This is a genomic window from Paenibacillus sp. CR_12 (genome assembly GCF_041953985.1).
Taxonomy (GTDB): Bacteria; Bacillota; Bacilli; order Paenibacillales; family Paenibacillaceae; genus Paenibacillus_AQ; species Paenibacillus_AQ lautus_A.
The window spans coordinates 1-25,397 of record NZ_JAVFHO010000010.1; the positions used below are offsets into that span (position 1 = coordinate 1).

The following is a 25,397-nucleotide window of genomic DNA, read 5'->3' on the forward strand; positions in this document are numbered from 1 at the left end:
AGTTATCTCAGCCGGGTGTATTGTGTGGGCAGATGGGGGAGTGTATCCGTTCCGGCCGCTGTTGAAACCAGGAAACTGGGATGAGATGAAAAGGTGGTTTCCCGGTTTCAAAGGCGAACGCCAGGTCTCCTCCACGGCTACACTCCCCTGGTGCAGGGAAGTCCTTGAATTAATCGCCGGCACAGGGATGGTGACACCCGACAGAAAACCTCTGACAGCTGTTTAGAGAGTGTGAGGGCGGGGATGGGGGAGTAAACTCGTTCCGGTCGCTGTTGAAACCAGGATAATCATAAAATTTTACAAATTCTATTGACACTGTTTATATACACACTATATACTGTGTATAAAGATATACACAGTGAGCACAGTAATCACACTAAGCACAGTGAGATCAGACTGCGATAATAAAACGAAATGAATACATGAAGGAATGAAAGGGTGAGACGCATTGCAACAGGTTATCCATAATGCGATGAAGATCGTAAAGAAAGACTTCGCAAGCGATAAGCTCCAAATCATATGGAACATACTGTTCATGCTGTACATGGGGTTCGCCACGAGCGTCGTCATAAACGTTCAGTTCGAGCATCTAGACGAATACAATAACCCGTTTGTCGATTTTATCATGGTGCTTTTTGCTCCTTTTGTAGGATTTTTATTTAACCGGAAGTCCTTCAAATATTTGAACGAGGATTCATACACCCGAATGCTGTACTTCTACCGGAGCATACCGGTGCCGGCTTCCGCGATTTTTGTTAGTCGGATCATTAATTCCCTGATCGCTTTTGCCATCAACAGCATCGTGTTTTACGGAATCATCTATGCTATCGGGAATCACCTTAGAGGCGTGATGGATATTCCAAGCTATATCGCCTTTATGCTGACATGGGTCGGGGTTGGATTTTTATTAACGGGACCTTATATCTACTGGGAAAATATGTGCAGCGGCAAGGTGTATCTAAGGAATACCGTTCTTATGAGTCTGCTCCTTTCGGGATTGATCGCTGTACTGAGCCTGCTGGGTTACAGCATATTCGAATTCGCAGCGAACGCCGCCATGAAATGGAGCCTGTTATCTCCGGTGATGTGGGGTTCGCTGATTGCGGGATTGGCGTCCATGCTGCTTATGAGCAAGTTAACCTACACGCGGCAGCAGACCAGGGATTTATCATGAAGGACCTAAAGATGAATCCGTACGGTATGCATTGGCACGGGCTTATGCACAAAAGAAAAGCGAGGTGGTAAAAGGTGCGACTTCTGATACAGATCAATGAAAATAGCGCAGAGCCTTTATATCACCAGATTGAAACACAGCTGCGCTCGCTCATTATTAGCGGTCAAATCGAGGAGGGAACGTTATTGCCATCCATTAGGGAATTTGCCGGAGATCTGAAGTGTAGCGTCATTACGGTGCGCAGGGTGTATCAGGATCTTGAGAATGAAGGATTGCTGCGAACGAGGCAAGGCACGGGAACCTTTGTTGCCGGCGTCGGCGACCAAGCCCGAGAACAATATAAACGCGATGCGGTCATTGAGGCATTAAGGGATGCCGTAGATAAAGGGCTTGCCGTTCAATTCAATGAAGATGAGATGAAAGAGATGTTCATGGAAGTTGTCCGGGAAAAATATGACGCCAAAGGAGGTCGCTAACATTCCATGGAACCGCATGTTATTGAGTTTCGTAATGTCATTAAACGGCGAAGAACGAAAACCATCGGCCCGATCCAATTATCGATTCCCCAAGGATATATCGTTGCCCTGGTGGGACCTAACGGCTCGGGAAAAAGCACGCTGCTGAACATGATGATGCAGACCGTGTTTCCGGACGAAGGCGAAATCACCTGGTTCGGCGAGTCTTACCGGGGAGAGCTTCCGGTCTCGATCCGTAAACAGATGGGCTTCGTTCCTGAACAGCTAAGCATAGAAGAACAGCATATGACGGTGGATGAAGCGGCCAGCTTCCGCGCATCCTGGTATGACGATTGGGACGGTTATTTTTTTGATGAGCTTTTATCCCGGTTCGATGTCCCGCGGGGCGTCAAACTGCGCAAGATGTCCAAGGGGGAACGCCGCAAGTTCGAGATCGCCGCTGCGCTGGCGCCAAGGCCCAAGTTCCTGCTGCTGGATGAACCTTCCTCGGGCCTGGATCCATTCGCTTGGAAGCTGATGATCGATCAGCTGCACAAAGTGATGAAGTCCATGGATACGACCATCGTGCTCTCCACCCATGTGGTGGATGAAATCCGGCGTCTGGCGGACTATGTCATTCTCATCCATCACGGGAAGATGCTCGGCATGGTGGAGAAGGATTCACTGCTGGACAACTGGAGGGAATGCTGGATTCAGGGAGATGCCTCCATTGTAAAGGAGCTGCCGGGTATTCTGAGCTTCAAGCAAGAGACAGCGAGCACGATATCTTTTATAACGACGGAATGCTTGGAAGTGGAGAAGATCCTGCAGTCTGCAGGCATCCCATTTATTCAGACCCGTTCCTTGGAGCTGGATGAAGTGCTTCGATTATGGATTGACGGAAACATGCCTGCCAATGTGCAGAACTAGGATAGAGAGGGGTTTTTAGGAGATGCAACGATTGCAATTAGACAATGTAGTTAAGATTTATGCAGACAAAACGGCAGTAAACCGGATTTCGCTTCAGGTTGAGGAAGGTGAAATCTACGGGCTGCTCGGGGCGAACGGCGCCGGCAAAACAACCACCATGCGGATGGTGCTTGGACTGATCTACCCGGATGACGGAACGATCCTGTACAACGGAAAGCCGTACAACAAGGAACTGCGTCACATTATGGGTTACTTGCCGGAAGAGCGCGGGTTATACCCGAAAGTGAAGGTCAGCGAGCAAATTTCCTACTTGGCTCAGCTGCGGGGCATGTCCGCGAAAGACGCGGATAAGAGTTTGAAATACTGGCTGGAACGGTTTGAAGTTCCCGACTATTACGACAAGAAGATCGAAGAGCTGTCCAAGGGCAATCAGCAAAAAATGGGCTTTATCGCAGCGGTTGTCCATGACCCGCAGATTCTCATTCTCGACGAAGCCTTCAGCGGACTGGATCCGGTTAACGTCGAACTTCTGAAATCAACGGTAAAAGAACTCCGAGACAAAGGAACGAGCATTCTGTTCTCCACTCACCGGATGGAACACGTTGAGGAACTGTGCAAAAACATTACGATTCTCCATCGCTCCAATACGGTGGTAAAAGGGAATTTGAAGGATATCAAATCCAAGTATCCTCGTGAAGAGGTGGTGCTCGGTACGTCCGGTGAAGTTCGGGGTCTTGAAGCCCTGCCTGGCGTAACGGCGGTGGAGCGGACAGAGGACGGTTACTCCATCCGAATCAGTCAGGTTGATGCAGCGCAGAACATTTTGAATACGGCCATGTCGCAAAGCACGATCCATCGGTTTGAAGTGAAGGAACCGACACTCAATCAAATCTTCATAAAGGCGGTAGGTGAATCCAATGAATAATATGTGGACCGTTATCCGATTTACGTTCATGAATAAAGTAAGAACGAAGTCGTTTCTCGTTTCTACCTTGATATTTGCACTCATTATTACGATCGGGATCAATCTTCCTTTTCTGATCCAAATGTTTACGGGGGATAAGGCGGGATCCGACGAGACCACCCGCATCGGGCTGGTATATGGACAAGAACAAACGCTTGCCGAACAATTGGAGACCACTTGGAGCAGCTTACCGGCCAATTCCTACGAATTCGTCAAATACGAAACGGCAGATGAAGCTGCCCTGAATCAAGACATTAAAGACGGCGTAATCGAAGGCTATTTGAAATTTGAAGCACAAGATGGCAATACGTTCCCAACCGTGGTCTACAGCTCCGAAGACGAGGCCATGAGCCCGGAACTGCAATCCAATCTGCAAGCAGCGCTGCAGGTGGCGAAGACGCGCAGCATCGTAGAAGGACTCAATTTGTCCGATGCCCAGATCAATGAACTGAATATGCCGGTTCAGATTGACGCACGCAGCATAAGCACGAATCCGTCTGGCAATGCAGACGGGGCTTCGGATGAGAAGGAAGGGGCTTCCGAAGTTATTAACTACATTGTGGTGTACGCTCTGATTATTCTGTTCTTCTTCACCTTGATGGGTACGGGGAACATGATCGCCTCCGAAGTGACGACAGAGAAGAGCTCCCGTATTATGGAGATCTTGATTACAAGCGTATCTCCGCTGAGCCAAATGTTTGGCAAGGTCATCGGCATGTTCCTGTTGGGTCTGTCGCAGATCGCCGCATTCGGCATCGTGGCCGCCGTGAACCTGATGCTTCCGCACAACCTGGATACATTGAAGGACATGAATCTCGACCTGAGCGCGATCGACCCGATGCTGCTGGTGTTCGGTTTAATCTTCTACATCCTTGGCTATTTCTTGTATGCGATGCTTTATGCGGCCATTGGTTCGATCGTCAGCCGTACCGAGGATTTAGGGCAGGCGGTCATGCCGATTACGATGCTGTCGCTGGTGGCGTTCTATATCGCGATTTTTAGCCTGAGCGCTCCAAACTCGATGCTGATGAAGGTGTCCTCGTACATTCCGTTCATCTCGCCGACCACGATTCTGGTACGGATCGGACTAGGCGACATTACCGTATGGGAGATTCTTCTCTCGCTGGCGATCCTGATCGCGGCCATTCTCGTCTTCGGCTGGCTGGCTGCGAAAATCTATCGCACCGGTGTCCTGATGTACGGTAAACGCCCTACGTTCAAAGAGCTCAGAAAAGCAATGAAGGCTTATAAGATGTAAAGCGGTGGAAGTAGTGTTAGGGCTGCCGGAACAAAAAGTAGAGTTAAAGGGGGGCGCCATACCGACATCGGTATGGCGGACATAACCCCATAAAATAAGTAGAGTACAGCACGGTTATTCTTTGCCGCATAAGACCACACCAACATAAAGGAGCTTACATACATGAAAAATTGGAAACGCATGCTCTTGTCTCTCACGATTTCGGCGGGATTGCTCGCCACGTCAGTGCCTGCCATGGCAGCGCCGCAGCAGCCGGCTGTGAAAGTGAATAACCAAGTTGTCGAATATTCGCTTGGCACACCGGTTATAGAAAAAGGCACGACGCTTGTTCCGCTTAGAAGCACGCTCCAGGCTTTGGACGTGAAACTGACGGGAGCTGCAGATGACACCATTACTGCGGCGGTGGACGGTAAGACCATTACCCTGAAAGGCAAACTGAAACGAATCAATGGCGTAACCTATGCACCCATTCGGGTTGTCGGGGACGCAGCCGGCTATGAGGTCAAATGGAATGCAGCAACCCGTACCGTTCTGCTGGTTTCCAAGGCGACGGAAACCGCACAGACCGGCGGCCGCGGGTTTATGTGGGAAGTAGAGAGCAATGGGAATACTGTGTATCTGGTGGGCTCCATGCATATCGCGGATGACAGCTTCTACCCGCTGCGTCCGGAATTTGAGGAAGCCTTTGCCGAAGCAGATTATCTCGGCGTCGAGGTTGATGTCAGCAAAGCAGCTGACGAAGCGCAGCAGCAGCTGATCATGGATATGGGCATGTATAAGGATGGAACAGCGCTCAAGGATCATGTGTCCGGCGAGACGTACGCCAAGCTAGGCAAAATCTTGACGGAGAGCGGCATGAAGCCGAATGCCTTGGATGCATTCAAGCCATGGGTAGTGGAAACCACGATCAGCAGCTTGAAAGCGGTGAAGGCTGGCTACGAAGCCGCTGCTGGAATCGATCTGTATTTCGTCCAGAAAGCGATCGAGCGCAAAATTCCGGTAATCGAGCTAGAATCCTATGAATTGCAGCTCGGCATGTTTAATGGCTTCTCCAAAGAGCTGCAAGAAAAGAATCTCAACATCGCCTTGGATAATTTCGACGTGCTGGATGACGGTGTGGAGCAATTGGCTGAAATGTGGAAGACGGGTAATGATGAGGCGCTGCTGGAGTTCACCAACAGCATGGCCGTTGATGAGGAATACAACAAAGCGATGCTGATTGACCGCAACATCGGCATGGCCGAGAAAATCGACGGATACCTGAAGAACGGCAAAAAAGAAGAGTACTTCATCGTGGTTGGCGCAGCCCACTATCTGGGTGAGCATGGCATCGTGAAGCTGCTTGAGGATAAAGGCTATACCGTCGTTCGTAAATAGATAAAAGCCATCGCTTGCGAATTATGACTCGATTCTAACATTCAAAAAGCGAAAACCTTCCAATGATCGAATGACGATCATTGGAAGGTTTTTTGTTGTTTCCGTATTTTATTATTAAATAACTAGAAGCTGTTCGAACAGCCCTTACAGCAGCAATATGGCAGCGCCGATCATCGGGGTAAGGACCATGCAGGTTTTCAGCCAGACAACGGGTACGCGCTTCGTAAATTTTGCTCCGACGTACGAGCCGGACATCGTCCCGACCACAACGGCGGCGAGCAGTTGAACATCCAAGTATCCGATCGAGAAGTATCCGGCGCCTCCGGCCAGCGCAATCGGCATGATGACCAGCATGGTCGTGCCGGCGGCAAAGCGCATCGACATGCCGAGGACAAGCATGAGCCCGATCTGGATGAACGGAGTGGAGCCGATTCCGAACAAACCCGATAAGGCACCGGTGATCAGTCCGATGAGCAGCGCCTGCAGCCAGTATCGGAAACCCTGGACAACCGGTGGAGCCGAGACCTCGGAAGCCTTGGACCGCCGTGAGACGTACATCATCCTGAACCATAAGGCCAGTCCGGAGGCGAAGAGCATCCCGGATGTCATAAAGCCCAGTTGATCCTCGGGAATCAGCGAGGACCAGCCTGAGCTGACCCACGCCCCTGCCGCACCGGCTAAGCCGACGACGGCACCCGTTCTCAGCACCATATTCCCTTCCCGATAATGGCTGACCGAACCGGAAAGCGACGAGAAGAACATCGCCGCCAGTGCGGTACCCAGCGCGGTATGGATGGGATAACCGAATACAACCGTCAGGATGGAGATGATAAAACCCGATCCGCCTGCGCCCACGAAACCGAGGAGTAGTCCGAGCAGCACCATAACGAGGGCGATCTGGATCAACAACATCAGGCCATCCTCCAAACCTGATGGGGCACGCCGATTCCGGCGGGAACTGGCAGGTCCTCTCGAACGCAGCTGTTTTGGTCCAGTACCATGGTGGGGTGCCCGCTCCCATAGACGGGCCAAGCCGGCAACGCACGAATATTCGGCTCTCCGCTTTGTACGAATGCGACCCATGCTTCCCGCATGGCGCGTGCCAGCGCATAGCTCTCGGCGGCTACGGAATAGGGATCCTCATTGGAGTGCCATTCAGCGGGCATCACATTTCGGTTGAATGCTGCGCCGATGAGACTGCCTTCATACCCGTGTATCGCGCCGAGCGAGCCGCCGCATTGGAGCCGATACATCCATACAGGAGTTCCTGACGATGCCACGGCTTCTGCAAACTGCATCGCTCCGATCGTATAGAGATGTTCGGTCAATGTTTTGCTCCACGCTTCACCCGAAGCCATCGATTGCTCATAACAAGCATAAGCATTCCACGCCACAGCGGCATTCTCTCCGAAGAAACGTACGAGCGTCTCGAAAGCCGGGCACTGAAGCGCCGGATCGTTATGGATAAAAATAGCCGCTTCATTCTCATTCGTGCCGATCAGCAGCGGCGGGAGGCCGGTGTTCCCGGCCAGACTCGCCAGTGGATCCAACGGAATGACATGGCCGTCGGCAACCGGGCCGAACATATGCAGGCTGCGCGAGGTGTCGGAGCCGATCGCCGACTGCGCTTCGATGATTCTCTCCGCAGGAAGTTCAAGCAGCTGATGCGCCTGTGCTTGCGGTAACCCCAGCTCTTCAAGCAGCCTAAGAGTCGTGACATTGGCGGTTTGGCAATCCCGTATCGACTGCGTTGCGCCGCTTTGGGCAATGGCCCGGTGAAATAAGCCCTGTGCCGCTTCCATCACGTAGAGGGTGGCGGTACATTTGGCCCCGGCAGAATTGCCGATGACGGTTACCCGCGACGGGTCGCCGCCAAAAGCGGCAATATTCAACCGAACCCACCGGAGGGCAGCCGCGATATCAAGCATGCCATGGTTTCCGGAGGTTTCATACCCGTTGCCGAGCAGGTCTCCCAAATACAAAAAACCTAACGTGCCCAGCCGATAATTGATCGATACGTAGACGATCCCATCCTCTGCTGCGTAACGGGATCCATCGCACTCCGCTCCGTTCCCCGACACGAACCCGCCGCCATGGATATAAACCATGACCGGTTTTAATTTCTCACTGACGCCCGTTGTCCACACATTTAAGTTTAGGCAATCCTCGGACTGTGCAAGCCCGGGCACGTTCCCGTTCGGCTGATGCTGCTGGGGGGCGATCGGCCCGAATTGCTTGCACGGCCTTACGCCCATCCAAGCGAGCGGAGGGGCCGGAGGCTTGAATCTGCGATTGCCTACAGGTGCGGCAGCATAGGGGATGCCCCGGAATACATGCACGCCGTTTAAATCGGCGCCTTCCACTGTGCCTGATAATGTTTGCACGATCAAGTTGACCGTCTCCTATCCTTACAAGATGAGATTATTATATCTTGTTTCTATGATGAGCCCTAATATATATTAGATTATATAAATGATAACTGATGAGTTATGTATCAAAGAAAGTTGGAATGAGATGGAACTGTTGCAATTAAAATATTTTCAGACTGCTGCCCGAATGCAGCACATGACGAAAGCAGCCCATAGCCTTCATATATCGCAGCCGGCATTAAGCAAAATGATCGCATCGCTAGAAACCGAGCTGGGAACCAAGCTGTTCGAGCGGGAACGCAAATCCATACGTCTGAACGAGCATGGCAAGCTGTTTCTCCATCAAGTGGATATTGCGCTGCAGGCGCTGGAGGACGGAAAGCTGCAGCTGCAGGATGCCAGAGGCAGCACCTCCGCCGCCATCACGCTCGATGTGCGAGTCTCCTCGCATTTGCTGCCGGATCTATTGGCCGATTTTCGCAAAGAATGCCCGAATGCCGAGTTCCAATTGCAGCAGCACGTTTTGTCATCCGTAGGGATGCCGAGCTTCGATTTATGCCTGTCCGATGGCGCAGAGCCGCCGAAGGGAACGACCTCGGTGTGCTTGCTCGAAGAGGAGATCGTGGTTGCGGTACCCGCCGACCATCCGCTTGCGGATCGAGATCGGGTCAGCTTGCGGGAGCTTAAGGAAGAGAGCTTCATTACGCTGCCTCCGGGCAAATCGCTGCGCGAAACGACCGATGCGTTCTGCCGTCTTGCCGGCTTTACCCCCCGCATCCGATTCGAGAGCGACGACCCCGCCACCGTCCGCGGTCTCATTCGAGCGGGTCAGGGCGTCGCCTTCCTGCCGGTCGTGACATGGGGCGGATCAACCGGGCCCGATGTCGTCCAGCTGAGGCTCGAAGAAAGCTGGTGCAAGCGCTCGATTTCCTTGTCTTGGCCCAAGGACCGATACCTGATGCAGACGGCGGTGCTGTTCCGGGATTTCGCCATTCGGTACTTTGCTCGGCTGGCCGAATCGCACCGGCAGAACATGGCTCGGGGAGAGCTCTAGCCGGTACCGACCTGACCGTCTCCGGCGTGAGAGTTTAGTGAATTCGAAAAGCGAAAAGGAGCGTCGCAAGTGGAAACCAAACAGCCTCCCAGGCTAACCAATGAGGATTACCGATTGCAGCCTCGCGCGCCTGTTCAAGTATTTCACGGCATTCATCCGGGGACGATTCCGCTGCATTGGCATGAATTTTACGAGCTGAGTTATGTAGTTGGGGGAGAAGGCGAGCATAGGCTCAACGGCTCCGCGTATCCGCTGTCTTCCGGAATCCTCTTCCTGCTGACGCCGGCCGACTTCCATGAGCTGGTGTCCGTGGAAGACAAGCCTCTTGAAATATACAATGTCATTTTTACCGAGGCCATGATGGACGATAACCTGTATCACTGGTTGTTCGGAGGCAAGCTGGTGCTGCATGCACAGCTCGAGGAGATGCAGCACCGGCAGATATTCGCCGATTATGAACGGATGAGGGAAGAAACCGGAGCTTGGCGCGAAGGCAGCGAGATCGCGATTCGGGCTACGCTTCAGCGGCTGTTGGTGGATCTGCATCGGGGCAGTACCGCAAACCGCGCGTTGCCCACGAACGGGCCCGGGAATCGGCAGCTTAACGTAAACCTGCAAAGGGCCTTGATCTACATTCACCACCACTTCCGGGAAGATTTGAGATTGGATGATGCCGCCGCACAGGCCCAATACTCGGCAACGTATTTCAGCGAGTGTTTCTCGAAGTCCGTGGGACAGTCCTTTCAGCGTTACCTGCAAAATGTCAGAATGCAATTTGCCGAATCGCTGCTTCGGGCTTCCTCGCTGCCCGTCACCGAAATTTGTTACGCCTCCGGCTTCAATACGTTAGGGCATTTTGAGAGGGTGTTTCGTCAGCGAAAAGGGATGTCCCCCAGGCAGTACCGCCATCATGCAGGGATAGCCGAAGATATGCAGTATTTTTCCTAACGAATGCGCAGTATAGTGTCACCGTCCGGGATATAATGGCCTCAGTTCGTGAAATCCTTACTTGACTGGAGGTTATGATGATGACAACGCAAGCGCTTTCGAAGCAGGAAGTCGAGTTTTATAAGGAGAACGGGTATTACCTATACCGGAAACCGCTCTTTAGCGCCGAAAAAATGCAGGTACTGACCTCAATCTTTGAAGAACAGCTGGAGGAGAAGGGCAGCAAGCTATCGGACGAACTGGATACGCCGCATTTCCGTGACGAAAGGCTGCTGGATTTCCTATTGGCCGATGAGGTGCTTGATCTGGTCGAACCGATCATCGGGCCGAATATCGGGCTGTGGTCGAGCCATTTTATCTGCAAAGATCCGCATGTCGGACGCGCAACGCCTTGGCATGAGGATTCGGCGTACTGGAACGGAAGATTAAGCAGCTTCGATAAGATTATCACCGTATGGCTGGCGATCGACCGCAGCTGGAAGGAGAATGGATGCATGCGCGTCATTCCGGGCACGCATCATAGCGGGTTCTCGGACTATGAGGAGGTGGACGGGACAAAGAATTTGTTCGACACCCAAATCAAGAGCGGCTCGGTTGATGAGTCCCGGGCGGTTTATTTCGAACTAGAGCCAGGGGAATGCTCGCTTCACGATTCGCGCATCATTCATGGCGCGGCGCCGAATACAAGCCCGTACCGGCGCTGCGGGTACACCATGCGGTATTTCTCGACGGACGCGCTGGTTTATCCGGATAAGAATCCCGGTTTTAAGGTGTGGCTGGCCCGCGGAAAGAACATCGCCGGAACGAAATTCGTCAACGAATAACCCGGAGGGGATAAAGGAGCGTGCATGAATTGAACATTCAGCTGTATAAGGCTCTGTGGGGCATGGAGGGAAGCTGCAGGGAGCAATTGACGAGGGCTGCACAAGCCGGTTACGCCGGGATTGAAGCTCCGCTGCCGGCAGCGAATCGGGAAGCCGAATTTAAGGATTTGCTGGAGGAATTTCAGCTCCATTACATTGCCCAAGTGACTACATCCGTCCCCCATCAAGAAACCTTTGCCGAGCAGGCGCGCCGGGCCGCAGCCTTCGGTCCGAAGCTGATCGTGTCCCATAGCGCCCGGGATGGCATGAAGATCGAGGAGCAATTGCGTTTTTTCGAGGCAGCGCTGATGATCGAGCAGGAGGTCGGCATCACCATCGCGCACGAAACCCACCGGTCGCGGGCGATGTTCACGCCGTGGACGACGCGCACCTTGCTGGAGGAGTTCCCGGAGCTGAGCATTACGGCCGATTTCAGCCACTGGTGCTGCGTGACCGAGTCCTTGCTGGAGGACTATGCGGAAGACATGGAAGCCGCCATACGGCGGACCGTCCATATTCACGCGCGCGTAGGCTACGCTCAGGGCCCGCAGGTTCCCCATCCCGGAGCGCCTGAATACAGCCGGGAGCTGACAGTCTTTGAAGCCTGGTGGTCACGCATTGTCCAATACCGAAGAGAGCAAGGGCTCAGTCACACCAGCATAACGCCTGAATTTGGTCCGCCCGGGTACATGCACACCCTCCCTTTCACAGGGGCTCCCGTCGCGGATCTCTGGGACGTAAACGAGTGGATGGCCAAACGCATTTCGGAACGGTTGGCGCCATAAATAAGAAACGAGAACAAGCCGGACCATATAAAGGGGTTCCGGCTTGTTATTCGTTTCTTTGGGAAAGCCATCCCTGTCGAATCACTCATACACCCGCAGCCAGCCATCCAAGCATGCCCCAGCACGCACCAGGCCCGAATGGAGGGACCCGTGCGCACGATGCACAAGAGAACCATACTGGGATGCCGTTGGAGCACCATCTGAAGCTTCCCGCTTCACCGTCAAGCGTTAGAATAAAACGATGCCGGCAGCGCCGGCCACAAGGAGAATCAGCAACGGGTGGAGTTTGTATTTGAGCAGGAGAAATAAACAAGCTCCGCAAATCAGCAGCGTGGGAATGAGTCCTCTTAAAGCCCCGTCGCCCTCATCGGGATAACCAAAATGAATGGCCGCATAGACGATGAGTCCGGTCGTAACCGGACGCAAGCCGTATAACGAAGATTTCACCCATGGATTCCCCCGCATGCGGTAGAAGAAGGCAGAGAGCATCACGATGACGACCAGCGACGGCAGGATGATGCCGACGGTCGAGACGACGGCCCCGGCATAGCCGGCGGTCTGATAGCCGATCAGCGTGGCGGCATTGGTGGCGATCGACCCGGGCGCCATGCCGGCCAGCGCCACGGTTTGCTGGAATTCCGCTGCGGTCAGCAGCCCTTTTTCCGTGATCTCCTTCTGAATGACCGGGATCACCGCATATCCGCCGCCAAAAGACACAAGGCCTACACCAATGAATATCATGAACAAGTCCCAATACATTTCCTTCGCCCCGATTCGTTTCGCTCAAATGTAATATTCCAATTCCGGGCAGCTGTCGGCCGCAGCCTTCTTCTCTGTATCCGCTCGAAGTCCCAGCCGTATCTTGATCTGGATGACGGCCATGCCGCCGAGCAGGCTAAGCGCAATCAGATAGAGGGGATGGACGCCGGTGAACAGCATCACGGATACGGTGGCAAGGGCGGTGATCGTTGTGGTGGCATCAAAGACGGCATATTTGGCCATCCGGTAAGCAGCCACCGCGATCAGCGCGATGATGGCGCCGTGCATCCCCTTTAAAGCCGCTTCAACCTTGGGCTGATCCCGGAAAAACACCGCAGCCGTGCTGATCAGGAGCACGATGATAAATGTGGGACATGTCACGCCCAGCACGGCCGAAACAGCCCCGGCCATGCCGGCTTGGCGGTGCCCGATCATGGCGGCGGCATTCACGCCGACGCCGCCGGGAGCGGAACCGGCAAGCGAGATCAGCTCGCCGATTTCCTCCTCGCTCACCCATTTTTGCTTGCTCACCACTTCGCGCTCAATCATGGGCAGCATCGCGTATCCGCCTCCGAAGGTGGAAGGCCCGATGCGAAAGAAGGTCCAGAATAGCCGGGTAAGCAGCATGAACCGTTCCTTCGCCCGGCTCAAGTACGCGTTTAGCTTTTCCATTAGGCGTGATGGATTCTCGGCATCGGCATCGGCTCCTTGCCAAGCTCGGCCCAGATATATTTAAGCAGCAGCTCCGCCTTCAGCTGCTCATATCCCGGTTCGTCCCACAAATTGTGCAGTTCTCCGGGATCTGCTTCAAGGTCAAACAATTCGCCGTAGGTTTGATTGTAATAAACGGTGATTTTATAACGCTGCTCGATGTACGTTTTTTGATGAATCGTTGAGGGTTCATGCCGGAATTCGCAGAGGGCGTGCTGCCTGGCGGTATCGACAGCCCCGAGCCACACGTCCTTTTGGTCGATGCCCGTCATCGCGTGCGGGACGGGTATGCCGCAGAAGGATAGGAAGGTCGGGGCCAGATCGACCAGAGACTGTATCGCATTCGACCTTTTCCCGGCGGGCACCCGTCCCGGATAACGCACAATGAACGGAAGCTTGATCAAATCCTCGTAATGGAACCCGCCCTTGGCTTGAAGGCCGTGCTGGCCGAAGAAATGTCCGTGATCGGTGGTGAAGACAACGATCGTATCCTCCGACAGTCCCAGTTCGTCCAGTCTATCGAGTATTTTGCCGATATATTTATCCATCATGCTGATCATGCCGTAATACACGGCGACCAGCTTTTTCTTGTCGTATTCCGTTAACCTGGATTTCGAGCCGTATTCGTAATAGTGATGGGAACGGTAACCGTGAATGCCGAACCCGGTCTCAGCGAGATGCGAAAAATCGGGCTCCTCTTCCTGCGTCAATCCGAAATGCGGCGGATTGCGGTCATGCTCTCCGGGCGTCAGGGACGGGATCGTGAGTTTCTCCGGATCATACATCGAATCCCAAGGCTCGGGCACCAAATATTCCGGGTGCGGGTCGAAGAAGCTTGCCCACAAGAAGAATGGCTCTTCCGCCTTCTTGTATTGGTCCAAAAGCGAATGGGTCCGCTCGGCGATCCAGGTATTGTAGTGGTATTTTTCCTGGATGGGCCATGTGTACGTTTGGGTAGGGTCCATGGTTCCCGTAGGCGGCAGGAAGTAATCGCGCCAATTGGCGCATCCTTGCTCCTCCAGCCATAGGGCATAATGTTGTCCGACATGGGCCTCGTTCGTATGGTTGCGCGCCAGCTCGACGTGATCGAAGCCGTAAAAAGGACCGTGAAAATTTCGCCAATACGCCAAATCCTGAAGGATCGGGTAAGCTTCGACGGACGGGTAGTCTTCCGTGGATGTTAACGGCTGAAAATGTGCCTTTCCCACCAGCGCGGTCCGGTATCCGGCTTCTTGGAAGCTTTCGCCGACGGTATGGCGGTCTTCCAGCAGCTTGGTCCCCAAGGTCCAGGCTCCGTGCTGACTCGGATACTGCCCCGTAATGATGGAAGCCCGGCTCGGCGTGCAGGTCGGATTGGGACAGTATGCCCGATCGAACGTCGTCCCTTGGCGCGCGAGGCGGTCCAGGTTCGGCGTAGAGATTTCAGGCTGAAACGCGCCGATCGTATTCCAATGCTGCTGATCGCTAGTGATTAGCAAAATGTTAGGTCTTCTCGACAAGTGTAATCCCCTCCTAGTATGATGATATTGAAAAATAGAGGTTATCAAAATAGCACCGTGTTATATTTTTGTTGTCATTTTGTTATTCTTGATGAAAAAATGAAGGGAAGAGGGGAAGTCGAGTTGCAGGAGTACGAATACGAGTATGCCGAGTTTATCTACTATACGCCGGGATATTTGGATAAAGAGGCACAGATCTGGCCCGTCCGGGCGGGGCGAAGTTTAGCCAAGCCCAATTACAGGGTCGGGCCGAAACGGATCGAGTGTTACAGTCTGCACTTCGTGCATGAGGGAACGGTGCGGCTGGAGTTCGACGGCAAACGAGTGGATCTGCAGAAGAATGATCTGTTCTGCCTGTTTCCGGGCCGGACTTATTACTATCACCTGATTCCCTCGGATGCACCGCTTCGGATGAGCTGGCTGGCATTGGACGGAAACAGGGTAAGGCCGCTGCTCGAGCTGGCCGGCTTGGTGCCGGAAAGCCCGTTTGGCAGACAAATGATCTCCTCCCGGGTCGAAAAGTCCGCCGAATGCGTGATTGATGCCTTGGCCGGCGTCGAGCGCTGGAAGCCGTCGGTATCGCTCGAGCTGCACGGTTTGGTTTATGGTCTGCTCGCCGGCATGGTTCCCGACACGGCTTCCGCAGAGCCGACGGAGCTTGCGGGATGGATTCACGAGTGTTTGGATTACATGGAATTGCATGCTACCGAGGGGATATCCGTTCAGCAGGTTGCCGAATTCGCGGGTGTGCACCGCTCGTACTTCTCCAATATGTTCACGAGCCAGGTAGGAATGCCCCCGCTGAAATATCTTCAGCGCATCCGAATGGACAAGGCCAAACGGTTACTAACGGAAACGGACGCCACGATTACCGAGATTGCCCTGTCCCTGGGTTATCCCAATTTGTATTCATTCACCCGGGCGTTCAAGATTTATTTCAAGGTCCCTCCCATAACGATGCGTGAAAATCCATGCTGATTCCAGGAAGCATTATATACTTTTGAAAACGGTTACGGGCCGGTTCTACTGAACCTAAAAAAGGAGACACTCGCCATGAAGCTCTCTACGATTCAAAGATGGCTATCGCCCAGACGAAGCATTCAAGGGAAAATATTCATTGCGTTCAGTGCGGTGACGCTCCTGTCCATCGTCTCCATTACGGTCATCGTGTATATGAGCATGCGCGAGACGATCATGCAAAATGCCGTCACCTCGGTTTCGGACAGCATCCGGCAGGCGGATGAATCGCTGAATATGATGCTGGAGGAAATCGACCGGCTGAACACCGTCGTGGTGACCAACAAAAACACGGTGATCGACACGCTGCTGAGCCCCCATGAAGAGATTAGTTATGAATGGTTTCAGGAACAGAAGCGGATCGACGAGTTTCTCTCCGTCCTGATCGATTACAAGCCCTATATTTCGCGGATTGCGGTGGTCGGTTTGAACGGGAAGGTGTATTTCTCGGGCGGTCCGTGGCTGGACAAGACGGTCTTGGGCAGCCCCATGATGGATTACATGCTCCACAACGGATCGCGCCATGCGTATTTCAAGCAGTCGGGCGTATCGGATGCCATCACGATCGGCCGGGAGATTCGATATAACCGCGAAACGATCGGAGTGGTCATGGTGGATTTGAATTATGATTTTATCCAAAAAACATACGGCGTGAAGCCGACCACCGATAGCATGATTTATGTGCTCGACAAGCAGGGTGGTTTCGTCTATGAAGCCGAATCGGCGCCAGCCTTTGCCCCTTCGTTCGATAAGATTCTCCGCATCCATCAGGACCTTGCAGGAAATGGGGATGCCATCAAGCAAAGCATAGACGGCAGAGATTATATCGTCGTGAGCCGTCAATCCGGGTATACGGGATGGAGCACCCTGGCTCTGATACCAATGGACTCGCTGCTGAGCGAATCGGCAAGGCTCCGCAAACTGTTGGCGGAGGTATCCATCATCGTGTTTATCGTTGTCCTGATCGCTTCGCTGCAGGTATCTTCCCGAATCACCCTCAACATCCGGCGATTGAAATCCCTGATGATGTTCGTGAAGGAAGGGAATCTGACGTTCCCGAAAAAGGAAATCAAAAGCGAGGACGAGACCGGACAGCTGTACCGTGTCTTCATCAGCATGGTGGAGGATTTGAAGCGGCTGCTGGAAGGGATCCGGGTCAGCGAGAAAGAGAAGCGGGAGGCCGAATTAACGGCGCTTCAGGCGCAGATTCATCCTCATTTTTTATACAATTCGCTGAATACCATCAAGTATTTGGCCAAGATGAACGGCGTGCCGAATATCGAAGAGGTGTCCGGATCGTTGATCGAGCTCATGCGCGGCGTTTTGGGCAATTCGAGCGAATTTTTGACGGTGCGGGAGGAACTGGATTATGTGGAACGCTATATCTCCATCGTGAAGTACAGGTATATGGAGCCGATCCGGATGGTCACCCAGGTGGAGGACGAAACTTTGCTGGAATGCCGGGTCCTGAAGCTGATGCTGCAGCCCCTTGTGGAAAATGCCATCATTCATGGCATCGGACCGCTGGAGCAGGAGGGACTCGTGCTGATCCGCGTATGTGAAGAGGGAGGCGACCTCAAGATTGAAGTGATCGACAATGGCAAGGGGATGACGGCGGGGCAGCAGGCGCAGCTTCTGGGGGAGACGGGCAAGAACGGAAATACATCCCGTTTCAGCGGCATGGGGGTACGCAATGTGCATGAGCGGATCGTTCACATGTACGGAGATGGCTACGGCGTCAAATTGTACAGTGAGCCGGGTTTATACACGAAGGCCGAGATCCGGCTTCCGAACATAGTGGAGAATAAGGATAAATCCCGACAAGAGGTGATATAAAGCCATGTTTCAAGTGCTGCTTGTTGACGACGAACCGCTGGTACGGCATGATCTGCGAACGCTATTGGACTGGAATGAGCACGGATTCGAATTATGCGGCCAAGCCCATAACGGTATCATGGCGCTCGCGATGATCGAGCAGTCTCCTCCACATATCGCGATTATTGACGTGAATATGCCGGAAATGAACGGCGTGGAGCTCAATCGGGCGATTAAGGCGCGGTTTCCGTCCATTCAGACGATCATGCTCAGCAGCTTTGATGATTATGACTACGTGCGGGAGTGCCTGAAGAACGGCTCCATCGATTATTTATTGAAGCATCGGCTGGACGGTGCGACGCTTGCTGCCTTGCTTAACAAAGCGGTCCTTGAATTGCGCCGGGCGGATCGGCTGCTGGAAGAGAGCGAGGCCCGCAAGGTTAAGACCGAGCGGATAAATCCCGTGCAGATCCGCGACTACATCGCGCATCTGGTCAGGGGACGGAAGGAGGCAACCCTGGAGGTTGAGGCATTTTCGCGAGAAAACAGCCTGTACAGCGGTGCGTCAAGCTATGCGGCCGCGGCCCTGCAGATTGTTCCGTTCCTACTGCTGACGGAGTCATACAGCGACGTGCAGACGAATCGGCTGGTTCAGCAGGTAGTCGATATGATGCAGCAGAGCCTCGGCGATATCCGGGAGCGGACGGCAGCTTATGTGGAGGATGGACGGTTCATGATCGTGTTTGCGTTTAAGGAACGGAGCGAGCATGCCATAAAGAGCGAAATCGACGGACAGATGAGGAAGCTTCAGCATGCGCTTGAGCTGTTCCTCAATTTAAAATGCGTAAGCGCCGTCGGACATGTGTGCACCAGCCTGACCCAACTCGGAACAAGCTACGGCTCCGCCGAACGGTTACTCGATGCTTCCCGCTCGGAGCCGTCCGGCAGCAGCGCGGCCCCCAGGATGCCGGGCCGGGCCGGCGGGCTTGCCGATGAATACCACCAACGCGTGTCTCTAACGATCGAGGAACACAAACAGCTGCTGCTTTCGATTGAACGACTGGACATCGAAGGCGTGCACGGTTTAATCGACTCTGTTTTTGCTTCCATCCACCACCTGCCGATCCATTCGCATACGGTCCAGATGATGGTCAGCGAGCTCATGCAAACCGGGGACAAGGCACTGAAAACCTGGCTGCCAGGGACGGAAGACGCCAAGGAAAAGCTCCCTTCCCGAAGCGAGCTCGGAAGGATCGGCAGCGTCGGGGAGCTGGTGCAGTGGCTGCAATCCTTCTATGCAGGCTTGCTCGGACTGCTGAAGCAGCACCGGGCGGGAGGGCCGTATTCCCGGCATGTCACGCAGGCCATACACTTTATTCTGGAGCGGTACCCGGGTTACGTGACGCTGGAGCTTGCCGCGGGCGCCATCGGCCTGAATTCCTCCTATTTGAGCCGAATATTCAAGGAAGAGACGCAGCGGACGTTCTCGGAGTATCTGAATCGGGTTCGGATCGATGCGGGGCGCAAGCTGCTGGAAAGCGGCAAATACTCGATCAAGGAAATCAGCGGACAAGTGGGGTTTACGACCCATAATTATTTTTTCAAAGTATTCAAGGAAATGACGGGCCTGACCCCGCAGGAGTATTTGAACCGCCTGGGTAGAGGATAAGGATAAAACCAAGTATTCGGATCGGCAGGTAAACAAACTCGAAAGCCGCCTTGTTCTAAACCGTAAAATATGTGGAGTAAATGGTCAAATTTTTGTAACGGACCGTCAAGGCGGCTGAATTATAATAATCACACACACCAACGGTAAACGCTTACAAATAAGGTTGGTGAATAAGAAAATATGGGGGTAGCTGATACATGCGTAGACGCTGGGGAAGAAACGCGGTCATCTCCATGATCGTTTCCAGCTTGATGCTGGCCGGATGCAGTTCCGATGGAGGATCGAAGAAGGAAGCCGCACCCGAAGGTGCGGAGAATGTCGTACATACCACGGGGTTTCCGATCGTGGATCAAGCGGTGGAACTGAAAATGTTCACCCGGATTGCACCCGTGAACGGTCCGTTCAAGGAGATGCCGGTATTCCAGGATTACGAGAAATTGAGCAATGTGAAGGTTGAATTCATCGAGGCGCCGACGGACGGCTTCCAGGAGAAGAAAAACCTGCTGTTCGCTTCCAACGAGCTGCCTGACGCCTTGTTCCGTTCCGGGCTCTCGCCGCTTGAAGCCGTTCGCTACGGATCGGCAGGCCAATTGATTCCGCTGGAAGGCCTTATCGACGAATACGCGCCGAACCTGAAGAAATTGATGGAGGAATATCCCGAAATCCGTTCGGGCATCACGACGCCGGAGGGGCACATCTATGCGATTCCCGGCATTGTGACGCTGGGCGCGGCGCGTACGGATAAGAAATGGATCAACCAGATGTGGCTGGAGAAGCTGAATCTGAAGGTGCCGGAGACGACGGACGAACTGTATGAGGTGCTGCTGGCCTTCCGCGACGGAGACCCGAACGGCAACGGGAAGCAGGATGAGCTTCCGATGACGGCACGTGTCGGATTGTCGATCGTGGCCGCGATGAGCGGATCATTCGGACTGGATACGCAGCTCGGGTATAACATCAATATTGAAAATGACAAAGTGAGCATCTGGATGGGCAGCGACAAAAATAAAGAGATGTTGATGTATTTAAACAAGCTATACAAGGAAAAGCTTTTGGACCCTGAGATATTCTCCCACACGGAAGCTCAGTATTTGGCCAAGCAAGGGTCGGGAAATACGGGATTCTTCTTTGACCAGACCAACAATAACTTCTTGTCGATCCAGGATCAGTATACCGGAATCGCGCCGCCGGCAGGCCCGAACGGAGACCGGATGCAAAGCCAGGCCTTGCCGATTGCGCGGGACTTTGGAGCCTTTGCCATTACGTCCATCAACAAGTACCCGGAAGTCACGATGCGCTGGATCGATTATTTTTACAGCGATGAAGGATCTACTCTTCTGCGCTTCGGCAGAGAAGGAGAGCATTACGAACTCAAGGATGGGATCCCGTACTATACAGAGGATTTCCTGAAGGATATTACCAATCAGGCCAAAATCACGCCTTATGCGGGAGGAGGGGCCCCTCACATCATCAGCGAACAGGTTGCTTCGTTCATCAACCCGCCGCAGGTGCAGGAGGCGCAGCAGCAGCTGGATCCGTTCATGCCGAAGGTTCGTTACGCCGCCCCGATGTTTGACGAGCAAACCGCGCAGCAGGTCAACATTCTGCGCAACGACATCGACAAATACTACGAAGAGCAAAGCACGAAATTCATTGCGGGCGCGCTTAGCTTCGACAAGTGGGGGGAATTCCAATCCACGCTCCAAAAGATGAAGATCGGCGAACTGGAGAAATTGTATCAGGATGCTTATGACAAGATGGAGAAATAAAGCTGCCACATCATCGTGAAGGAGTGGATGCCCATGAAGAGCGCCAACGCCGATAAAGCGATGGTTCTGCCTCGAAGCGATTCGAGGCGGGGCCCCCGCCTCTTAAAGCAAATGGCCAAGCGGTATGATCTGTATCTCATGCTGCTACTGCCCATCGTCTGGTATTTGGTGTTTCACTACGGTCCGTTGTACGGGCTGCAGATTGCCTTTAAAAATTTCAATCCGGCCAAAGGCATTCTCGGCAGCAGCTGGGAGGGCTTCGGACACTTCGAACGCTTCTTCGACTCGTATTATTTCTGGCGGCTGCTGTGGAATACGCTGTCCATCAATTTGTTCTCGCTCTTGATTGCCTTTCCGATTCCGATCCTGCTGGCCTTAATCATCAGCGAAATACGCAGCAAGACCTTCAGCAAATGGCTGCAGAACATTACGTACATACCGCATTTTATATCGGTAGTTGTAATCGTCGGCATCCTGAATGTGTTCCTGTCGCCGACCAGCGGTCCCATCAATCTGTTGATCGAGGCACTCGGCGGCACGCCGATCCGCTTTCTGGAGGAAGCGGGCTGGTTCAAGACCATCTTTATCGGCTCTAACATATGGCAGAGCATGGGGTGGCAGTCCATTATCTACATTGCGGCGCTGAGCGGGGTGAACCCGCAGCTGTACGAGGCGGCGAAGATGGACGGGGCTTCAAGGCTGCGGCGCATTTGGCATATTTCCTTGCCGGGCATCGCGCCAGTCATCATTATTTTGCTTATTTTGGATATCGGCCATTTCATGAACGTGGGCTTCGAGAAAATATTATTGATGCAGAACAACTTGAATCTGGAATCAAGCGACGTCATCTCCACGTTTGTCTACACGACGGGCATTTTAAAAGGGGAATACAGTTATACGGCCGCGATCGGGCTGTTTAATTCCGTCATCAATCTGGTGCTGCTCCTGCTTGTGAACCGCATTGCGCGCAAGACGTCGGAGACGAGCTTATGGTAAAGGGGGGGACCGACATGTCCAAGCCATCGACAGTAAAGGAAGCCTCGAGTGAACGGCTATTCGACATCCTGATCTACGCGATCGCCGCTATCATTATCGTCATCGTGCTGTACCCGCTGTTGTTTATCGTCAGCGCTTCGTTCAGCGATCCGGCACGGGTATTGAACGGCGAAGTTTGGCTGCTGCCGAAGGGCGTGACGCTGGATGCCTATGAGAATATTTTGCACAACGACAAGATTTGGACGGGATATCGCAATACCATCCTTTATACGACCGTCGGCACGGCGATCAATATCATCATGACGATTTTGGCAGCATATCCGCTGTCGAGACCCGATCTTCCCGGACGCAACGGGATCATGGTACTGATCACGCTGACCATGTTCTTCAACGGCGGGCTGATTCCGACGTATCTGTTGGTCAAGGATCTGGGGATGGTCGACACGATGTGGGCGCTGATCATTCCCGGCGCAATCGCGACGTACAATCTGATCGTAATGAGGACGTATTTCCAATCGAGCATTCCCTGGGAGCTGCAGGAGGCGGCCCATATCGACGGGTGCTCCAATTGGAGGCTGCTGTTTAGCATCATCCTGCCCTTATCGAAGCCGATCCTGGCGGTCATGGTGTTGTTTTATGCGGTCGGCCACTGGAATTCGTTCTTTAACGCACTCATATACATCCGAAACGAAGATCTGCACCCGCTTCAGCTGGTGCTGCGCGAAATTTTGCTGATCAGCCAATCGGATGCCGTGGATGGCAGCGTGGGATTGGAAAAAAGCATCCTGCTGGCCGAAAGCATCAAATACGCGGTCATTATCGTATCCAGTTTGCCTGTACTGCTGATGTATCCTTTGGTGCAGCGGCATTTCGTGAAAGGCGTCATGATCGGCTCGATCAAGGGGTAACGCCGGTATGATCGCACGGCTCACCCTAAAATTCCATTGGAGGTTATATTCTTGAATACGAACGCAACGATTACCATTGATTGCAGCCGCAAGAGCGAGCATGAGATTAATCCGTATCTGTTCGGTCATTTTGTGGAGGATATCCGGGACCATATGGAGGCGATGCTCGCGTTTCCGCTGAAGGACATGGATTTTGAGAGCGAGGCAGAAACGATGACGCCGGTATCGGGAAGCTGGCGCGCGTATACGAACGGACGCAACACCCAGTACGCGATGGAAGCACCGGCGCCCCGGCATTCGGGAAGAGCCCAGCGCATCCGCATCCTGAGCGATGACGAAGCTTATGCCGGCATAACGCAGAAGGCGGCATTAAAGGGGCCGATGAACTATACGGTCCGGCTTGTCGCCCGCGCCTCCATTGAGCTTCAATACGTGATGGTGGAAGCTGTCGACCGGCGCACGGAAGAGACGCTTGGCCAGCTTCGCATGGAGCTTGGCAGCCATAACTGGCAGCACTACGAAGAGCAGCTGTCCATATCGCGCGAATGCACTGATGCCGAGATCCGGGTATATGTTCCTGCAGAACATCCAAGGTGGGTCGATCACGTGTCCACCGGCATGCTCTGGATCGATCACGTCTCCTTGCTGCCCGTCGACAGCATTGCCTTGGTCAAACGCGAAGTGGTCGAGATGACTAAAGATTTGAATGCGGGCATGATGAGACTCGCAGGCAATTACATCAGTGCTTACCATTGGGAGCATGGCGTCGGTCCCGTCCTGGAAAGGCCGGTCATGTACAATGAGGCCTGGGGAGGGTGGACCAGCAAATATTTCGGAACGGACGAATTCATCCGCTTTTGCCGAGAGCTGGAGGTGGAGCCCCTGATTTGCGTGAACGACGGATCGGGCACCCCTGAAGAAGCCGCGCAGTGGATCGAATACTGCAACGGGAGCGCGGATACGCCGATGGGGGCTTTACGTGCCCGGAACGGCTTCCCTGAGCCGTATAACGTCAAGTACTGGGAGATCGGCAACGAAGTGTGGGGCCAATGGCAGGTCGGAACTTGCACGGCAGAGCGGTTTGCGGAGCGGACGATATCGTTTGCCAAGGCCATGAAGGAGGCGGACCCCTCCATCGTGCTGCTGGCCTGCGGTCATTACGAGCAGAACTGGAATAAGGCCGTGCTGGACCTGGCCGGCGAGAGCATCGATTATTTGACGCTGCATTTGTATCACGGCTACGGCCCTTTCGGCATGAACCGGGATACGCCGGCGGAGGAACGCTATAAGGCGATTGCCTCTTATCCCGAGTGGACCCGGCACCATGTCCGGCAGACGACGGAGCTGATCCGGTCCCGCCCGGAGCACAGCCATGTCAAGCTGGCGATCACCGAATACAACACGATGTATTATCCGAATACGGTGCGAAAAGGGCTGCCGAACGAGCACACGCTGGGAGCCGCAGTGGCCAATGCCGCCAACCTGAATGAAATGATGCGCTGCAGCGACATGGTGCACATCGGCAGCTTCTCTGACCTGGTGAATGGCTGGCTGGGCGGCTGCATACGCGTCGGGGACTATTATGCGGACCAATACTGCGGCAAGCAGCCCGGCTGGAGCGGGCATCCCCTTACGATCTACGGGACGCCAACCTATGAAGTGCTGAAGCTTTACGCCAATCGGGACGTTCGGCGCGTCCTTCCCGTCCAAGCGGAATGCGGAACCTTCTCCGTGGCTTCGAGGAAGGAGACGTCTATGGCACTTGACGCGCTTCCAGACCTGGACATCGTGGCGGGGACGAATGACGACGGCAGCATCGTCACCGTGTTGATCGTAAATCGAAGCCTGGAGGCGGTTAGGGCCGTGCTGGATTTGAAGGCCTTCGAGGCTTCCGGGGAAACGACCCTTTACGAAATCACCGGCGATTCTTACGATGACATTAACTCCGTTTTCCAGCCGGAACGTATTATGTGCAAGGAAAGCAGGGTTCCGGCAGAGGCATGGAGCCAAGGCTACAACTTACGGCCTACATCCGTTTACGCGCTGGAATTCAGAGTGCAGGTGTGATGATATGAAG

General features: G+C 53.7%; 23 protein-coding genes. 18 read left to right on the forward strand and 5 right to left on the reverse strand.

Translation table 11 applies throughout. From position 1 onward, the window contains the following. From RB297_RS26755 to RB297_RS26785, 7 genes are all read left to right on the forward strand, one after another. A partial coding sequence (locus RB297_RS26755) for a hypothetical protein (RefSeq protein WP_375121836.1) occupies positions 1-226 on the forward strand: 226 nt, incomplete at its 5' end. Between the two features lie 222 nt (positions 227-448). Then, complete coding sequence (locus RB297_RS26760) at positions 449-1,174, forward strand: hypothetical protein (protein WP_096777087.1); 726 nt, start codon at positions 449-451, stop codon at positions 1,172-1,174. A 74-nt stretch (positions 1,175-1,248) separates the two neighbouring features. Then, positions 1,249-1,650: a GntR family transcriptional regulator gene (locus tag RB297_RS26765; RefSeq protein ID WP_036664513.1), complete on the forward strand. Its 402-nt coding sequence runs from the start codon at positions 1,249-1,251 to the stop codon at positions 1,648-1,650. A 6-nt stretch (positions 1,651-1,656) separates the two neighbouring features. Further along, complete coding sequence (locus RB297_RS26770) at positions 1,657-2,559, forward strand: ABC transporter ATP-binding protein (RefSeq protein WP_012818918.1); 903 nt, start codon at positions 1,657-1,659, stop codon at positions 2,557-2,559. A gap of 22 nt (positions 2,560-2,581) precedes the next feature. After that, on the forward strand, positions 2,582-3,484 hold the full coding sequence (locus tag RB297_RS26775; protein ID WP_041621923.1) for an ABC transporter ATP-binding protein: 903 nt from the start codon (positions 2,582-2,584) through the stop codon (positions 3,482-3,484). Beyond that, on the forward strand, positions 3,477-4,781 hold the full coding sequence (locus tag RB297_RS26780; RefSeq protein ID WP_096777086.1) for an ABC transporter permease: 1,305 nt from the start codon (positions 3,477-3,479) through the stop codon (positions 4,779-4,781). Before RB297_RS26775 ends, RB297_RS26780 begins: the two co-directional genes overlap by 8 nt. 162 nt (positions 4,782-4,943) lie before the next feature. Beyond that, the gene (locus RB297_RS26785) at positions 4,944-6,158 is read left to right on the forward strand and encodes a TraB/GumN family protein (RefSeq protein ID WP_096777085.1); all 1,215 of its coding nucleotides are present in this window, start codon (positions 4,944-4,946) and stop codon (positions 6,156-6,158) included. 144 nt (positions 6,159-6,302) lie between these two features. Here RB297_RS26785 and RB297_RS26790 read toward each other — a convergent pair whose 3' ends face one another. Together RB297_RS26790 and RB297_RS26795 are read right to left on the reverse strand one after the other, a co-directional pair. Then, the gene (locus RB297_RS26790) at positions 6,303-7,070 is read right to left on the reverse strand and encodes a sulfite exporter TauE/SafE family protein (protein ID WP_012818922.1); all 768 of its coding nucleotides are present in this window, start codon (positions 7,068-7,070) and stop codon (positions 6,303-6,305) included. Further along, a complete protein-coding gene (locus RB297_RS26795) occupies positions 7,070-8,542 on the reverse strand; it encodes a carboxylesterase/lipase family protein (RefSeq protein ID WP_375121898.1) in 1,473 nt (490 codons plus the stop codon). Before RB297_RS26795 ends, RB297_RS26790 begins: the two co-directional genes overlap by 1 nt. Positions 8,543-8,672: 130 nt before the next feature. Here RB297_RS26795 and RB297_RS26800 point away from each other — a divergent pair, with 130 nt between their 5' ends. The 4 genes from RB297_RS26800 to RB297_RS26815 all read left to right on the forward strand — a co-directional run bounded on the left by RB297_RS26800 (position 8,673) and on the right by RB297_RS26815 (position 12,177). Next, positions 8,673-9,581: a LysR family transcriptional regulator gene (locus RB297_RS26800; protein ID WP_375121837.1), complete on the forward strand. Its 909-nt coding sequence runs from the start codon at positions 8,673-8,675 to the stop codon at positions 9,579-9,581. Positions 9,582-9,650: 69 nt separating this feature from the next. Then, entirely contained in the window at positions 9,651-10,529 is an 879-nt protein-coding gene (locus tag RB297_RS26805; RefSeq protein ID WP_375121838.1) for a helix-turn-helix transcriptional regulator, read from the forward strand. 77 nt (positions 10,530-10,606) lie between these two features. Further along, positions 10,607-11,353, forward strand: a complete 747-nt coding sequence (locus RB297_RS26810; RefSeq protein WP_012818926.1) for a phytanoyl-CoA dioxygenase family protein — start codon at positions 10,607-10,609, stop codon at positions 11,351-11,353. A gap of 20 nt (positions 11,354-11,373) precedes the next feature. Continuing rightward, complete coding sequence (locus RB297_RS26815) at positions 11,374-12,177, forward strand: sugar phosphate isomerase/epimerase family protein (protein ID WP_375121839.1); 804 nt, start codon at positions 11,374-11,376, stop codon at positions 12,175-12,177. A gap of 228 nt (positions 12,178-12,405) precedes the next feature. Here RB297_RS26815 and RB297_RS26820 read toward each other — a convergent pair whose 3' ends face one another. From RB297_RS26820 to RB297_RS26830, 3 genes are read right to left on the reverse strand one after another with little or no spacing between them, the layout of a single operon-like run. After that, positions 12,406-12,936 (reverse strand): chromate transporter, encoded by a 531-nt coding sequence (locus tag RB297_RS26820; RefSeq protein ID WP_096777081.1) that lies wholly within the window; start codon positions 12,934-12,936, stop codon positions 12,406-12,408. 24 nt (positions 12,937-12,960) lie between these two features. Continuing rightward, positions 12,961-13,608 carry a chromate transporter gene (locus tag RB297_RS26825; protein ID WP_375121840.1) on the reverse strand — a complete coding sequence of 216 codons (648 nt, stop codon included), beginning with the start codon at positions 13,606-13,608 and terminating at the stop codon, positions 12,961-12,963. Then, positions 13,608-15,146 carry a sulfatase family protein gene (locus RB297_RS26830; protein ID WP_096777079.1) on the reverse strand — a complete coding sequence of 513 codons (1,539 nt, stop codon included), beginning with the start codon at positions 15,144-15,146 and terminating at the stop codon, positions 13,608-13,610. Before RB297_RS26830 ends, RB297_RS26825 begins: the two co-directional genes overlap by 1 nt. Positions 15,147-15,269: 123 nt before the next feature. Here RB297_RS26830 and RB297_RS26835 point away from each other — a divergent pair, with 123 nt between their 5' ends. The 7 genes from RB297_RS26835 to RB297_RS26865 all read left to right on the forward strand — a co-directional run bounded on the left by RB297_RS26835 (position 15,270) and on the right by RB297_RS26865 (position 25,387). Next, a complete protein-coding gene (locus tag RB297_RS26835) occupies positions 15,270-16,124 on the forward strand; it encodes an AraC family transcriptional regulator (protein WP_277747798.1) in 855 nt (284 codons plus the stop codon). A 75-nt stretch (positions 16,125-16,199) separates the two neighbouring features. Further along, positions 16,200-17,999: a sensor histidine kinase gene (locus tag RB297_RS26840; protein WP_213580169.1), complete on the forward strand. Its 1,800-nt coding sequence runs from the start codon at positions 16,200-16,202 to the stop codon at positions 17,997-17,999. A gap of 4 nt (positions 18,000-18,003) precedes the next feature. Beyond that, positions 18,004-19,647 (forward strand): response regulator, encoded by a 1,644-nt coding sequence (locus tag RB297_RS26845; RefSeq protein WP_096777076.1) that lies wholly within the window; start codon positions 18,004-18,006, stop codon positions 19,645-19,647. Positions 19,648-19,844: 197 nt separating this feature from the next. Next, positions 19,845-21,416 carry an extracellular solute-binding protein gene (locus tag RB297_RS26850; protein ID WP_096777075.1) on the forward strand — a complete coding sequence of 524 codons (1,572 nt, stop codon included), beginning with the start codon at positions 19,845-19,847 and terminating at the stop codon, positions 21,414-21,416. A gap of 33 nt (positions 21,417-21,449) precedes the next feature. Further along, positions 21,450-22,412, forward strand: a complete 963-nt coding sequence (locus tag RB297_RS26855) for an ABC transporter permease (protein ID WP_192569786.1) — start codon at positions 21,450-21,452, stop codon at positions 22,410-22,412. A 14-nt stretch (positions 22,413-22,426) separates the two neighbouring features. Then, on the forward strand, positions 22,427-23,320 hold the full coding sequence (locus RB297_RS26860) for a carbohydrate ABC transporter permease (RefSeq protein ID WP_096777073.1): 894 nt from the start codon (positions 22,427-22,429) through the stop codon (positions 23,318-23,320). Between the two features lie 51 nt (positions 23,321-23,371). Then, positions 23,372-25,387, forward strand: a complete 2,016-nt coding sequence (locus tag RB297_RS26865; protein WP_375121841.1) for an alpha-L-arabinofuranosidase C-terminal domain-containing protein — start codon at positions 23,372-23,374, stop codon at positions 25,385-25,387. Positions 25,388-25,397 lie beyond the last annotated feature (10 nt).